12 protein-coding genes are annotated in these 14,488 nt (G+C 35.7%); 3 read left to right on the top strand and 9 right to left on the bottom strand.

The window, feature by feature from the left end:
• Nucleotides 1-2: 2 nt before the first annotated feature.
• Nucleotides 3-713, bottom strand: a complete 711-nt coding sequence (locus P5P87_RS05820) for an ABC transporter ATP-binding protein (protein WP_278021888.1) — start codon at nt 711-713, stop codon at nt 3-5.
• 286 nt (nt 714-999) lie between these two features.
• Between P5P87_RS05820 and P5P87_RS05815 the strand changes: the two genes are divergently transcribed.
• Together P5P87_RS05815 and P5P87_RS05810 are read left to right on the top strand one after the other, a co-directional pair.
• Nucleotides 1,000-2,349: a sigma-54-dependent transcriptional regulator gene (locus tag P5P87_RS05815; RefSeq protein ID WP_278021887.1), complete on the top strand. Its 1,350-nt coding sequence runs from the start codon at nt 1,000-1,002 to the stop codon at nt 2,347-2,349.
• A 2-nt stretch (nt 2,350-2,351) separates the two neighbouring features.
• Nucleotides 2,352-3,686, top strand: coding sequence for a sensor histidine kinase (locus P5P87_RS05810; RefSeq protein WP_278021886.1), 1,335 nt, complete (start codon nt 2,352-2,354; stop codon nt 3,684-3,686).
• 241 nt (nt 3,687-3,927) lie between these two features.
• Here the strand turns inward: P5P87_RS05810 and P5P87_RS05805 are convergent, their stop codons facing one another.
• Both P5P87_RS05805 and P5P87_RS05800 read right to left on the bottom strand, forming a co-directional pair.
• A complete protein-coding gene (locus P5P87_RS05805) occupies nt 3,928-4,815 on the bottom strand; it encodes a DMT family transporter (RefSeq protein ID WP_278021885.1) in 888 nt (295 codons plus the stop codon).
• A gap of 1 nt (nt 4,816) precedes the next feature.
• A complete protein-coding gene (locus P5P87_RS05800; protein WP_278021884.1) occupies nt 4,817-5,338 on the bottom strand; it encodes a GNAT family N-acetyltransferase in 522 nt (173 codons plus the stop codon).
• A gap of 62 nt (nt 5,339-5,400) precedes the next feature.
• Between P5P87_RS05800 and P5P87_RS05795 the strand changes: the two genes are divergently transcribed.
• Nucleotides 5,401-6,264 carry a LysR family transcriptional regulator gene (locus P5P87_RS05795; RefSeq protein ID WP_278021883.1) on the top strand — a complete coding sequence of 288 codons (864 nt, stop codon included), beginning with the start codon at nt 5,401-5,403 and terminating at the stop codon, nt 6,262-6,264.
• A gap of 4 nt (nt 6,265-6,268) precedes the next feature.
• On the opposite strand, the gene P5P87_RS05790 is transcribed toward P5P87_RS05795, so the two are convergent.
• From P5P87_RS05790 to P5P87_RS05765, 6 genes are all read right to left on the bottom strand, one after another.
• Nucleotides 6,269-6,715, bottom strand: a complete 447-nt coding sequence (locus P5P87_RS05790) for a GNAT family N-acetyltransferase (RefSeq protein WP_278021882.1) — start codon at nt 6,713-6,715, stop codon at nt 6,269-6,271.
• A 346-nt stretch (nt 6,716-7,061) separates the two neighbouring features.
• Complete coding sequence (locus tag P5P87_RS05785; RefSeq protein WP_026728926.1) at nt 7,062-7,388, bottom strand: DMT family transporter; 327 nt, start codon at nt 7,386-7,388, stop codon at nt 7,062-7,064.
• 233 nt (nt 7,389-7,621) lie between these two features.
• Complete coding sequence (locus tag P5P87_RS05780; protein WP_177209820.1) at nt 7,622-8,182, bottom strand: Crp/Fnr family transcriptional regulator; 561 nt, start codon at nt 8,180-8,182, stop codon at nt 7,622-7,624.
• A 159-nt stretch (nt 8,183-8,341) separates the two neighbouring features.
• Nucleotides 8,342-9,832, bottom strand: a complete 1,491-nt coding sequence (locus P5P87_RS05775) for a TolC family protein (RefSeq protein ID WP_278021881.1) — start codon at nt 9,830-9,832, stop codon at nt 8,342-8,344.
• Nucleotides 9,833-10,034: 202 nt separating this feature from the next.
• On the bottom strand, nt 10,035-13,157 hold the full coding sequence (locus P5P87_RS05770) for an efflux RND transporter permease subunit (RefSeq protein WP_278021880.1): 3,123 nt from the start codon (nt 13,155-13,157) through the stop codon (nt 10,035-10,037).
• A 50-nt stretch (nt 13,158-13,207) separates the two neighbouring features.
• Nucleotides 13,208-14,479, bottom strand: coding sequence for an efflux RND transporter periplasmic adaptor subunit (locus tag P5P87_RS05765; protein WP_278021879.1), 1,272 nt, complete (start codon nt 14,477-14,479; stop codon nt 13,208-13,210).
• Nucleotides 14,480-14,488: the final 9 nt, after the last annotated feature.

The raw sequence follows: 14,488 nt of genomic DNA, 5'->3' as shown, positions 1-14,488 counted from the left end.
AACTAGTTGTTAGCAGTTACTAAAACATCAACATTTCTATGATTTACTTTTTCAGAAAGGATTTCGCCATCTTTCATTAAAATTGTTCTTTGCGAGAAAGAAGCATCGTAATCTGAGTGTGTTACCATTAAGATTGTCGATCCGCTGGCATGAAGATCGGTCAACAATTCCATTACTTCATTTCCGTTTCTGCTGTCTAGGTTTCCTGTTGGCTCATCGGCCAAAATAATTTTCGGATTATTGATTAAAGCTCTTGCTACGGCTACACGCTGCTGCTGTCCGCCTGAAAGCTGTTGCGGAAAATGCTTCAATCTATGAGCGATTCCCAAAATTTTTGCCATTTCGTTTACGCGTGATTTTCTTTCGGCAGAAGGAACGTTATTGTAAATTAAAGGCAATTCGATATTATCAAAAACAGATAATTCATCAATTAAATTGAAGTTCTGAAAGATGAATCCGATGTTTTCTTTTCTGGCTTGCGCTCTAGACTTTTCTTTTAAGCCAACCATTTCCTGATCCAAAAGCTGGTAACTTCCGCTAGAAGCGCTATCCAAAAGTCCAATGATATTCAACAAAGTCGATTTTCCGCTTCCAGACGGTCCCATAATAGAGACAAAATCGCCTTGATTGATGGTTAACGAAATTTCACTTAATGCTTTGGTTTCTAATTCCTCAGTTCTAAATACTTTTGAAAGTTTTGTAATGGTAATCATAATTTGACTGTTTTAATTTTTGATTGATTTTCTTTTAAAATTTTTATGCTCTTTGGAAATGACAGAAACAAGTCTGAAAATTAAGATAAATTATTTTTAATTTATCGCTATTTATTTTGTTATTTGTACTTCCGAAAGAGGTTAATTATTAATGATTTACAAGTTCTAATGTGATTTTCGTGCCAGTAAATTAAACCTTGTAAATACCTTGTTTTTAAGGGATTATTTTTCTGAATAAATTTAAACTGTCCATAAGTGGACACCTTTCGTCCAAAACTGAACAATAATGAAAAAGACCAACGCATCTATTTTAATCATCGACGATCAGGAAGACATTCTTTTTGCATCAAAAGTCTACCTGAAAAAGTATTTTGAAAACATTTATACACTCAATAACCCGAAAAACATTGTCGAATTATTGGCAAAAAATGCCATTGATGTTGTACTGTTAGACATGAATTACAGATTAGGTTTTGAAGATGGAAGAGAAGGTTTGTATTTATTGAAAGAAATAAAAACGCTTTCGCCTAAAACGGTGGTAATTCTAATGACGGCTTTCGGAAAAGTAGAAACCGCTGTTGAAGGATTAAAATCGGGTGCTTTTGATTATATTCTGAAACCTTGGGAAAATAAAAAGCTTTTAGAATCGGTAAAACAAGCAGTCGATAAAGCTCGAAAAGAACAGAAGAAAAGCAAAGATGTTGAGATAAAAGAAGACTTTTTTGTTGGAAGTTCTGAGATTATAAAAAAGGCATATTCTTTAGCAGATAAAGTCGCAAAAACTGATGCCAATGTTTTGATTTTGGGTGAAAACGGAACAGGGAAATTTGTTCTCGCGCATCATATTCATACACAATCCGAAAGAAAAAATCAGCCGTTTATTGCTGTTGATTTGGGCTCTTTGAATTCAAATATTTTCGAAAGCGAATTGTTTGGTTATGCCAAAGGCGCTTTTACAGATGCTAAAACCGATACAGCGGGACGTTTTGAAATGGCGCAGAACGGAACTATTTTCTTAGACGAAATAGGAAATGTACCGCTTCATTTACAATCAAAACTTTTGCAAGTTATTCAGACCAAAACCGTAACAAGATTGGGAGAAACTAAAGCAAGACCTTTAAACGTTAGAATTATTACAGCAACCAATTTGAATTTAAAACTAGAAGTTGCTGATAAAAATTTCCGTGAAGATTTGTATTATCGCATCAATACGATGGAAATTGTTTTGCCTCCATTAAGAGAAAGACACGAAGATAAGATTCCACTTGCCGAGTATCTTTTGGATAAAATGATTGAAAAATATAACCGGGACAAAATCACTTTTGATAAAAAAGTTTTGGAACAAATTGAAAAGCACGCATGGAACGGAAACATTCGTGAAATGGAAAATAAGATTGAACGTGCGGTTATTCTCTGTGAAAACAACACCATAATGGTTTCTGATCTGGATTTAGAAACGATTACGCCTTATGAAGAAAACTCAGATGATATTCAGCTTTCTTCGGTTGAAAAAGCAGCGGTTGAAAAAGCACTGCTTAAAAACAACAACAATATCAGTAAAACTGCCGAAGAATTGGGATTGTCAAGAGGCGCGCTGTACAGACGTTTGGAGAAATTTAATATCAATATCGACTAATTATGCTAAGGACTTTACAAACTTACAAACTCCTTTTTCTGCGATTAATTTTTATCGTGATCGGAATCGAATTGTCGCTGTATTTCTTTAGAATTGGTTTGCTTTTTACGGGAGTTTTTGGTCTCTGCATGGTTTTTCTGCTTGGGAGGGAAATGTATTTTTATGTTAGAAATATGGTTTTGATTTATAATAAAACCATTTCTTCGATATTGCAGGATGATTTTAGTTCCGATTTTTCTAAACATAAATTCAATAGTACTTATAACGAGCTTTTTACCTTGTATGAAACTTTAAAAAGTAAACAAAATGAGCAAGTTACGAGAGATATTATTTACCGTTCGATTTTAAACAATATAGAATCGGGTGTTATTATTTTACAGAAACAAGAAAGCGATTGGAGTATTTTTTTGATGAACGATTATTTTTCGAGTCACTTTAATGTTCCGAAAGTTTCAAAATGGAAATATCTTAAAAATCAGTTGCCATCTTTGTGTGAAATTATCGAAGAAGATGATTTTCATGAAATTAAAACTTCAATCGAACTTAGTATAAACGAACAAAGTAAACAGACGTTTGTTTTGCAGGCTTCACGAACCGAAATTTTTGGGCAGGATTACTTTATTGTTCTATTAGATTCTATTCAGAATGTAGTAGAAAAGAAAGAAAAAGATGCGTGGATTAATTTGATGAAAGTGATTTCGCATGAATTGCTAAATTCCATCACGCCAATTCGTTCGATTTGCCAGAATTTAGAAGATTTAGTAGAACAAGATTCGCTTTCGACAGAAGACTTAGAAGATATCAAACATAGCGTTCATACAATGCTGAGACGAAGCGATCATTTGCAGAAATTTGTTGAAGGGTACAGAAAATTGGCTATGCTTCCTTCGCCTAAAAAAGAAAAAACTTCACTGCAGCACATAACTGAAAACTGTATTCAGGTTATGAATCCGTTGTTTAGGAAAAATAATATTGAAGTTACCAATTCCGTTACTCAAAATTATCTAATAAATATAGATTCGCAACAGATAGAACAAGTATTGATTAATTTATTGACCAATTCGATTAATGCTTTAGAAAACAGTAATCCAAAGCAAATTTCGATTTCGGCGGAAGCCAAAAACAATCGCATTTTTATAAAAGTTTCGGACTCCGGAAAAGGAATCGAAAAAGAAATTGAGGACAAAATATTCCTTCCGTTTTTCACCACCCGAACAGAAGGAGCGGGAATTGGATTGACTTTATCTAAAAATATTATTGAAGCACACGGCGGTTATATTTCGCATAAAACCGAAAATGGAAAAACGACTTTTGAGATTTCTTTGATTGAGGATTGATAGATATAGTCTAAAGTTGGTTTACGCATTTTTGTCATTTCGACGAAGGAGACCCGAGCGATAGCGAACAGGCGAAGCAAATCTCCATGAGAAGCTCGACAAAGATTGGAATTTCGGTACGGAGTTACTTGTGGAGATTTCTCCTTCGTCGAAATGACAATGATTGTGGTTACTTTGTGTAATGTTCATAGAGATTTAGAAACTCTAGTAAGCTATGTTTGTGTTAAAACCAATAAGAATATTAGTTTTTTCTAATCAACAGCTTTAATCTTTCACTTTTAAAATTGACTTCAGAAATAATAGTGGCAGAAAAAATCAAAGTTCCGCCCAAAAGTAAACGCCATGAAAGGTTTTCTCCCAAAATAAAAAAAGCTCCAATTGCACCAAAAACAGGCTCAAACAAATAAATTACTGCTACACGTTCTGCCGATAAATAGCGTTGAGAAATGTTTGAAACCGTATACATAAAAGCGGTAGAAAACAAAGCACAGTAAATTACGCCCATCCAAAACGTATTATTTTGAGGCAACCATTCTGATGTACTGTCTGTTATCGCTATAAAAAAAGTAAAAAGCGCACAAAACGCAAACATTGGCACAATAGAATACAAAAGATTTTTGGTGGCCGAATGTTTTTCAACAGCAATTAAATAAACTGCAAAAGCAAAGGCTCCCGCAATGGTAAATAAGTCTCCAAAGTTTATGGTGAACTTATCCTGAATGGCAATAATAAATAACCCAGTTAAAGCCGTCAAAGCGGCAATCCAGATTTTTAGTGAAGCGTTGGTTTTATAAATTGCCAGTTTTAATAACGGAATAATAATAACGGTTAATCCAGCAATAAAAGAGCATTGAGAAGCATCTGTATATTTAAGTCCAACAGTTTGAAGCTGAATGCCTAAAAACATCGGCACAGCAAGCAAAAAACCTGTTTTAATAGCTTCTCGATTAATATCTTTGACATATTTCCAAAAAATAATACTCAATACCACAACAGCCAGCAGGAAACGATAGAATAAAAATACGTTTAGCGAATAGTGGCCAATTGCCATTTTGGTAACAGAGTAAGATACTCCCCAAAAGGCAGTGCCAAGAATTAATAAAAACAATAAAAGCTGTCTTCTTTCCATTTTAAATCAATACTTTTTTCATCATTAAATCGGTTTGCTCGTCGTTGCCTAATCTAAAAATATGGGTGTCAAATTGTACGAAACCGTTTTTAGTGTAGAAACTTACTGCTCTAAAATTCTTTTCCCAAACACCCAACCACATGTAAGTAGCTTTTATTTCTTGGGCAATTTCTTCTGCTTGAGCGTATAGTGCCTGCGCGACTTTTTTGCCGTGGAATTCCTTTGCTACATAAATACGTTCTATTTCTAAGGCGTTTAAATCTTCTTTTTCGGTTTGTGCATCAGTTGTATTCAATTTTAAGTAACCGACTATTTTTTCATTTAAAACAGCTAAATAGAAATACGATGAAAGATTGTTTAATTCTGCTGTCAGTTTTGCTGTAGCGAAGCTTTCGTCCAGATATTTTTTCATGTTTTCTTCGCTGTTGACATCGGCGAAGGTTTCAGAAAAGGTTTGCCTGCCAATGGATTGCAATTTTAAAGCATCTTCAGCTGTGGCTTTGGTTATTTTTAGCGTATTCATTTTTGTTTCTTTAATGCGTTAAAAGCTATTTTTTGTTTCTGATAAATGCGTAAATTGCATAAATGGATTTACAGCAGATTAAATATTTTTTGGCTCTTTCGCGAGAACTTCATTTCTGGAACACCGCCGGAAAGATGAATATTACACAATCGGCACTTAGCCGTCAAATTCAGTCTCTTGAGAATCAACTTGGCGTTCAGTTGTTTGAGCGCAATAAACGCAACGTTAAACTTACTGCTGCTGGCCAATTCTTAAAAGAAAAATGGGAGGTTGAATTGAGTAAACTAGAGTTTATTCATCAATCTGCCCGCCAGATTCAGCTAGGCGAGAGCGGTACGATTACCATTTCTCATCCCGATTCTATTTCGGCTTCTCTTATGCCCGAAATTTTGTCGCGTATTTCAGAAGCTTTTCCAAAACTAAAAATCAAACTGGTTCAGGTGCTGTACGAGAATCAGCAGGATTTTCTGCGAAATTATAAAATAGATCTGGCGATTACCAGAGATATTAATAATTCAAAAGATATTCAATCTCAAAAAATCTACACCGATCACTTAGCAGTTGTTGTTCCAGAAGATCATCCATATCAAACGCCAGAGGATTTTACTAAAGAAACCCTTGCGTCTCAAAAGTTTATTTTGCCAACCAATGACGAAGGCAGCAGTTATAGCGACCTTATTCAGAGATTATTCAATTCTTTGGATAACGCGCCAGAAGCCTATCTTCAGTCTGAATTTGGTTCTTCGATAATTGCTTTGGTTCGAAAAGGCCTTGGAATCGCGATTTTACCCGATTCGTATGTCTTTCATGAAATCCCTGGAATCCGATTTATAAAATTGCCTCTAGAAACTGATCTTTATGTCAATTGGAGAACCGAAGATCATAATCCGGTACTGGCCAATGTTTTGAAATTGATTATTCCGTAAATCGTTAAGCTCTTAGCATTCCGATATGCGGAATTCCGTCTTCATCATACACTTCTCCTTGTTCTGCAAATCCTAAAGATTGATAAAATTTGGATAAATGGTATTGCGCACTAATTCTAATTGGACCTTTTCCGAATTTCTCTTCGCAACCCGCAATCGAAGCTTCCATTAGTTTTGCTCCTAAACCTAATCCGCGATGCGATTTGGCAATTACAACTCTTCCAATTGAAACTTCATCATACGATATTCCTTTTGGAAGTAAGCGCGTCACACCTGCCAATTCGTTATCGACATAATACAATAAATGAAAACCTTTCTGGTCTTTATTATCTAAATCGAGATAAGGGCAGTTTTGTTCGACTACAAAAACGTCACTTCTTAACCGAAGCATGTTGTACATTTCGTGATTGGTTAACTCGTCAAAAGATTTAATGGAATGGCTGAATGTCATTTTTTATTTTAGGCTTTAATTTTTGGCAAAGATAAAGGAGAGAATAATGATTAAAAATGCTATTTTTTTATCATGTGATGCTGAAATTGCATTAGTTGTTTCAAGGATTAACTTTGTCAAAGTTTTAAACTTTGACAAAGTTCTGCCAACAGTTTGTCATTCTGAGGAACGAAGAATCACACTAGAAACTCCGTACCGAATTTCTCCAATCTTTATCGAATCCCGCGTGTGATTCTTCGTTCCTCAGAATGACAAGATTGTGGAAAATGCGATGTGTTTAAAAACAAAAAAACTTTGTCAAAGTTCGAAACTTTGACAAAGTTGAGTATAATTGTAAAATATATTTTTAGTGAGAAACTGCCTTTAAACCAACAATAGAACCAACTAAAGTAGCCAAGAAAAACAATCTCCAGAACGCCGCAGGTTCTTTAAAAACAAAGATACCCACTAGAACCGTTCCAACAGCTCCAATTCCTGTCCATACAGCATAAGCGGTTCCCAGCGGAAGGGTTTCTGTAGCTTTCATTAATAAAAGCATACTTACAGTTAATGAAATAAAGAAACCAATATACCAATAATACATTTCAGTTCCAGTAGTTGCTTTTGCTTTTCCAAGACATGATGCGAAGGCTACTTCAAATAGACCCGCGATGATTAAAATAATCCAGTTCATATAGTTAAAATTTTGTGATGCAAAGTTCTTTTATGGAAATCAGAAAAAAATTAACAAATGATAAAAAATGAAGTTATTTTAATCTGTTTTGCTGAACAATTAAAATCTAATTTGATCTGCTAAAATCTTTTGTAATCTGCGTGAAATACTTTTTGCATATGATTTTTTCACGCAGATTTACACAGATTAAAGCAGATTTAAATGGAGAGTTTAAAAAAAAATCTCCTAAAAGGTTATTTTATTTCTGCACGTATTCTGCTTAAACTGACTTGTGTAATTCCTAAATAGGAAGCAATATGTCCTAGTTGAACCCTTTGCAAGAGTTCGGGATGATCTTTCATTAATTCCAAATAACGTTCAGATGCATTTTTGAATTGTTTAGAGATCAAACGTTCTTCGGTTTTGATTAGTTCTTTTTCTGCAAATTTTCGTCCCCAATTGGCGATGTGAACATCTTCATTAAAGAGTTTTCTTAGATTTTCTGTTTTGAGTTCGTACAATTCGCAGTCTTCCAAAAGTTCGATGGTTTCATAACCAGGCTGATCTTCCACATAACTTTTCATCGAAATAATGGTTTCACCTTCTTTTCCAAACCAAAAAGTGACTTCATTATCTCTTTCTACATAAGCTCGCACCAATCCTTTCTTTATAAAATAAATATTAGATTCTACTTTATTGGCTTTTAGCAAAATATGCCCTTTAGCAAAAGCAATTTCGGTGACATTGTTTTGCAAAGCGAGCTTAGATTGCTCAGGAAGTTCGTGTATGTAATCGAGAATTTTGGAAATATCCATCAACGGAATTTTAGTATTTTGGAATAAAGGTAAAAAGTAAACGGTAAAATGAGTGTTGGTTTTATAAAAAAAATCCCGTTTCAAAATAGAAACGGGACTTAAAAACAACCTCTGCGATGAGCTATTATAAACAGAAGCCATTTTTGACCAACATATAAACTAATTTATTCCTCCGCCTAAAGCTTTGTACAGCAATACTTGTGAGTTTGCATTTCGAAGTTGGATATCTACAAAATCCAATTCGGCCTGCAATTTATTTTTTTGTGCGTTTATGATTTCCAGATAATTGGCATAACCGCTCAAATACAAATCGTTTGAGACATTTACGGCAATTTCGAGATGATCAATTTCGTTCAATTTATATTTTAAAACATCTTCATAAGCTTCGTTTCGATGCAGCAAAGCACTTAATTCATTGAACGCTGTCGTCACTGCGTTTTGATATTGAAGGAATGAGATTTCCTGTCTTCTGTTCGAAACATAAAATTCCTGTTTGATCTGTCCTTTATTGAAAACGGGAGCTGTCAAACCTCCCAATAACTGCCAAGCAAAAGAACCAGCGTCAAAAAGAGTGTTGAATGAAAACGAGTTGAAACCTGCATAACCGCCCAGATTTACCGTTGGGAAAAAGGCAGCGCGAGCCGATTTAGCATCAGCATTGCTAGCAAGCAATTCAAAGTAAGCCTCAGATACGTCAGGTCTTTTATGAATGATAGAATCTACGCTTATTTTTTGGTTTAAAACTTCTAAATGACCAGCTAGAAAGTCACTGCTTCGGTCAATTTTTCCGCCATATTCCCCCAAAAGAGTCAATAAAGCTTTCTCTGTCTGATCAATGCTTAAATGCAATTCTGAAGCTTCTGCATGAATGTTATTGTTTTGCGCATTAAATTGCTGTACAGCCAATTCTGTAGCTTTTCCGACAGATCTTTGTGCCGATACAATATCAAGAGCTCTTTCCTGTGTTTTCAAGTTGTTATCATAAATCGACTTTTGTTTGTCTAATGCAATCAGCTTAAAATATAAGTCAGCAACATCGCTTAAAAGGCGTGTTTGCAACAATCGCATTCCTTGCTGAGAAGCAAAAAATCGCTGTTGTCTCGCTTTTTTACGATTGCTAAGTTTTCCCCAGATATCAGCTTCCCAGGAAACTTTCGCACCTAAAAATAGGTTCGGAGTTACATCTTCGTTGATTCTTTGTTTTTCGCTAATATTCTGAGAAAAGTTAGTATCAAAGTTACCAACTCCATCCATTGTATATTTTCCGTAATGTGTTCCAGAAGCATCGGCAACAAAATCTAAAGAGGGAAGAAGTGCCAGTTTTGCCACTTTTAAATGCGAATTGGCAATCAGGATTCTTTCCTGCATGATTAAATAATCAGGATTCTTGGCAATGGCTTTCTTTAATAAAGCTTCTAATTTCGGGTCTTTAAAAAAGGTTTCTGTTTTTAATGGAATAAAAGTCTCGTTTGATGCTTCTTTTCTTTGTGCATCAAAATTTTCTGGAAGCTTTGCAGCGTCTAGTTTAGTGCTGACTTTTGGCGCAGAGCAAGCTGTCAAAAGTAAAATTCCGGTTATTACAACGGCACTTTTGGTTGTCCTTAGAAACTGCACATCAGCATTTTTATATTGATTTAATATCTCTTTCATTGTTTAATTTTATTTGTTCAATCTGCCAAGCATTTTTTAATCGTATTCATTAGCTTAGATTAATCTGTTTAAATCTGCTTTAATCTGTATTAATCTGTATTAATCTGCGTGAAAAAAACTATGGGTAAAAAATATTTCACGCAGATTTTAAAAGATTGTTGCAGATCAAATTAGATTTATTTAATCTATTTTGCTCAACGAATTAATTGTTTGACTTACTCATTCGTTTTTCCAATTTCGCAAACAGGATATAAAGTCCCGGAATAATTAAAAGACCAAATACAGTTCCGATTAACATTCCTCCCGCAGCTGCTGTACCAATCGAACGGTTACCAATTGCACCCGCACCAGAAGCGATACACAGCGGAATCAATCCTGAAATAAAAGCAAATGAGGTCATCAAAATTGGACGGAAACGAAGTCTAGCTCCTTCAATTGCCGCTTCGACAATATCTCGTCCGAGCTTATTTTGTGCCATCGCAAACTCTACAATCAGAATGGCGTTCTTGGCGAGCAGACCAATCAGCATGACGAGTGCTACTTGGGCATAGATGTTATTGTCCAGTCCAACCATTACAAGTGCGATGTAAGAACCGAAAACTCCTACGGGAAGACTTAATAATACTGGGAACGGAAGCAATAAACTTTCGTATTGCGCGGCCAATAATAAGTATACAAAAAGTATACAAAGCGCAAAAATGTATATGGTTTGATTTCCTGATAAAATCTCTTCACGTGTCATACCAGACCATTCCAATTCGAAACGGCTTGGCAATTTTTCTGCCGCAATTTTTTCAACAGCGGCAATGGCATCTCCAGAGCTGTAACCTTCCGCTGGTTCACCGTTAATCATGGCTGACATGTACATATTATAACGTGTTAAGACCTCAGGGCCGTAAACTCTTTCTAATTTGATGAAAGTTGAAAACGGAACCATTTCGCCTGCTTCATTCTTCAAATACATATCCAAAATACTTTCTGGATTTTGACGGAACTGCGGACTCGCCTGAACCATTACTTTATACATTTGAGAGAAACGGATAAAGTTGGTTGCATAAAATGAACCTAACATGGTTTGCAAAGTCGACATAGCATTGTCTACAGAAATTCCTTTTTTGGCGACAAGATCATAATCAATATGAATTAAATACTGCGGAAAAGTGGCATCAAAACTCGAGAAAGAGTTCTGAATTTCTGGCGAAGCATTTAGTTCTTTAATAAATTCTTTGGTTACTTTATCCGTATTGGTAATACTTCCTCCAGATTTATCCAGCAAACGAAGCTCAAAACCACTCGTGTTACCAAAACCAGGAACGGTTGGCGGTGCAAAAATTTCGATTTGTGCGTCGGTAATGTTTTTGGTTTTTTCTGTAAGTTCCGCCATAAATTGGGTAACCGAAATATCACGTTCGCTCCAGTCTTTCAAATTGATCATTCCCATTCCGTATGAAGCTCCTGCAATTTCAGTTACAATACTGTATCCCGCAAGAGTCGTTACGTTGTCGACACCTTTAATTCCTTGAGCAATTTTAGTTACTTCGTCTAAAGCTTTTTCAGTACGTTCTACTGTTGCTCCTTGTGGCGTTGTAACACTTACGTAAACCATTCCCTGATCTTCTGTCGGGATAAATCCTGACGCTAAAAACTTGGTTGTTCCCCATGTTAATATGCAAAACAATACTAATAGTCCAATGGTTACAGTGCTGCGATCAGCAAATTTTACTAATACTTTGATGTATTTTGAAGTAATATTATCAAACCAATGGTTGAATCTGTGGAAGAAACGATCTAAAAGCGATTTTTTCTCTTTGTTAGGATCATGCGCTTTTAGCATAATAGCACAAAGGGCAGGAGTAAGGGTAAGTGCGTTAATACCAGAAATTACGATACTTATTGCCATTGTCAATGAGAACTGCCTGTAGAAAACCCCGACTGGACCGCTCAAGAATGCAACGGGAATAAATACGGCGGCCATTACAATCGTAATTGCAATAACGGCACCTGTAATTTCTTTCATGGCGCTAATGGTAGCTTCCATTGGCGACATATGTTCTTCGGAAATTTTTACGTGAACGGCTTCGACGACGACAATGGCATTATCGACCACGATTCCGATAGAAAGTACTAATGCGAAAAGCGTTAATAAGTTAATTGAGAATCCCATCATCGACATAAAGGTAAACGAACCAATAAGGGCAACAGGAACTGCCAATACTGGAATTAAAGTCGATCTCCAATCTTGAAGGAAAAGGAAAACCACAAAAGCCACTAAAAGAAAGGCTTCAACCAAAGTTCTCAATACCTCATGGATAGAAGCATCAAGGAAGCGAGATACGTCATAAGCAATGTTGAATTCCATTCCAGGAGGAAAAGAAGAACCTTTTAATTCGGTCATTTTTTCTTTTACGCTGGCAATAACTTCAGACGCATTAGAACCCGGACGCTGTTTTAGCATGATTGATGCAGAAGGTTTTCCATCGGTTTTAGAAACCATTCCGTAACTCATGGCACCAAATTCGATTTTCGAAATGTCTTTTAATCTTAAAATAGTTCCGTCTGAATTGGCTCTTAACGGAATTTCTTCATATTGTTTTGGCTCGAAGAATTTTCCTCCGTATTTAATTACGTATTGTAATTGATTGTTCATTTGTCCTGAACCTTCACCCACTTTACCTGGCGCGGCAGAAATGTTTTGTTTTTGAAGTGAATTGATAACTTCATTTGCCGAAATATTATACGAAAGCATCTTTTCTGGATCTAGCCAGACACGCATCGAATATTCTTTCTGCCCCATGATTTCGGCACGTCCAACACCATCAATACGTTTTAATTCCTGAAGAATGTTAATATCGGTGAAGTTGAAGATAAACTGCTCATCTTGAGTTTTGTCGGTACTTGTAATGTTCAAGTACATCAACATACTGTTTACCTCTTTTTCGGTTGTAACTCCGGCACGAATTACCTCTTCTGGAAGTTCATCCAAAATTGTGGTAACCCTGTTCTGCACGTTTACCGCAGCCAGATCGGGATCGGTTCCTACTTCAAAGAAAACCTGAATTAAAGTCAAACCATCATTAGAAGTTACGGTTGACATATACGTCATTCCGGGCACACCATTGATGGCTCTTTCTAACGGAAGGGCGACTGCATTGGCCGAAACCTCTGCGTTTGCTCCTGTATATTTTGCTGTAACGGTTACAGACGGTGGTACAATGTCTGGAAATTGGGTAATAGGAAGCTGAAACAACGCCAGCAATCCCAGAAGGACTATCATAACCGAGATGATTAATGACAATATTTTCCTCCTGATAAATAACTCTATCATTTTAAATGTTTTAGATAAATAATTAAATAACTGTTTTACAGATCGATAATCTACATTTGTTTCATGTTGATTTTATCGCCGTCTCTCAATGATTGTGTACCTTCCTGTACAATCAGGTCATCGCTTTTTAGACCATCATTTAAGATATACACATCATCTAGAGTCGTTTCAATAGTAACATTCGTCATTTTAACTACTCCATCTTTGTTCACGCGGAAAACGTATTGTTTGTCCTGAATAGAAAAAACAGCTTTCTGCGGAATTAAAATTGCATTGGTTTTTGGCTCCGAAATAATCAGTTTGCCAGAAGTTCCGTGCTTGATAAATCCTTGCGGATTGTGAAATTTTGCTTTGTATTGAATAGAACCTGTTTGTCTGTCGATATCTCCATCAGCAGTTCTTAATTCTCCTTTTTGATCGTAAACTTGTCCGTTTGGCAACACCAATCTAATATCGCCTTGCGTGTTTAAAGCTTTGTCTTCCATCATTTGGAAATAGGTATTCTCAGGAATTGAGAAGTAAGCATAAACATCGTCTAATTGAGAAACAGTTGTAAGTAATGAACCATTTTCTACTAAACTTCCTTCCTTAAACGGAATACGGTCAACTGTTCCGTCAAATGGTGCGCGGATTGTGGTAAAGCTAATCTGTTGGTTGATTGCTTTTCTTTCTGCAGCAGCATGAGCCAATTTTGCAGAAGCGGCATCATTTTTTGCTTTAGATAATTCTAATTCTTTATCTGCAATTACTTTTTTATTGAAAAGGGTTTGCGCCTGTTCCAGTTCTACAGTTGCAATTCTTAAATCGGCTTTTGCGCTTTTGTAAACGGCTTCGGCTTTTAGAAGTTGAATCTGAAGTTCAACATCGCTTATTTTAAAAAGAATTTGCCCTTTTTTTACTTTTTGTCCTTCGCTAACGTAAACTTTGTCTAATAAACCTGGAATACGAACGTGAATTTCTACATTGTTTTTAGCATGTACATCGGCAACAAATTTGCTCGAAACTATAGTGTCTTTTAAAGTAACCTTATAAACAGGAAACGTTTTTATGTTGTTAGAATCTTTTTTAGATTTATCTCCGCACGAGACTAAAACGAATAAAGCCAAGGTGCATAAAAGAAATGGATTTTTATAAATGCTCATCATTAGGTTTAAATTTTTGAATAAATAGATGTGCTCCCTTGATATTAAAATATCGGGAGTCTGAATTTGGATTTTGTATTCGATAAAAATCGAAACAGAAAATAAAAATGGATTCGGATGCTTCTCTGTTGGAAAAGTACCTTTTAGAGGTGTTTTTATAGCAATAGTCTGCTCAATCACATATGTAAA

The sequence above is a fragment of the Flavobacterium ginsengisoli genome, assembly GCF_029625315.1.
Classification (GTDB): Bacteria; Bacteroidota; Bacteroidia; order Flavobacteriales; family Flavobacteriaceae; genus Flavobacterium; species Flavobacterium ginsengisoli.
The sequence above is the reverse complement of the archived record's forward strand: the minus strand, read 5'-3'. Positions and strand labels throughout refer to the sequence as shown.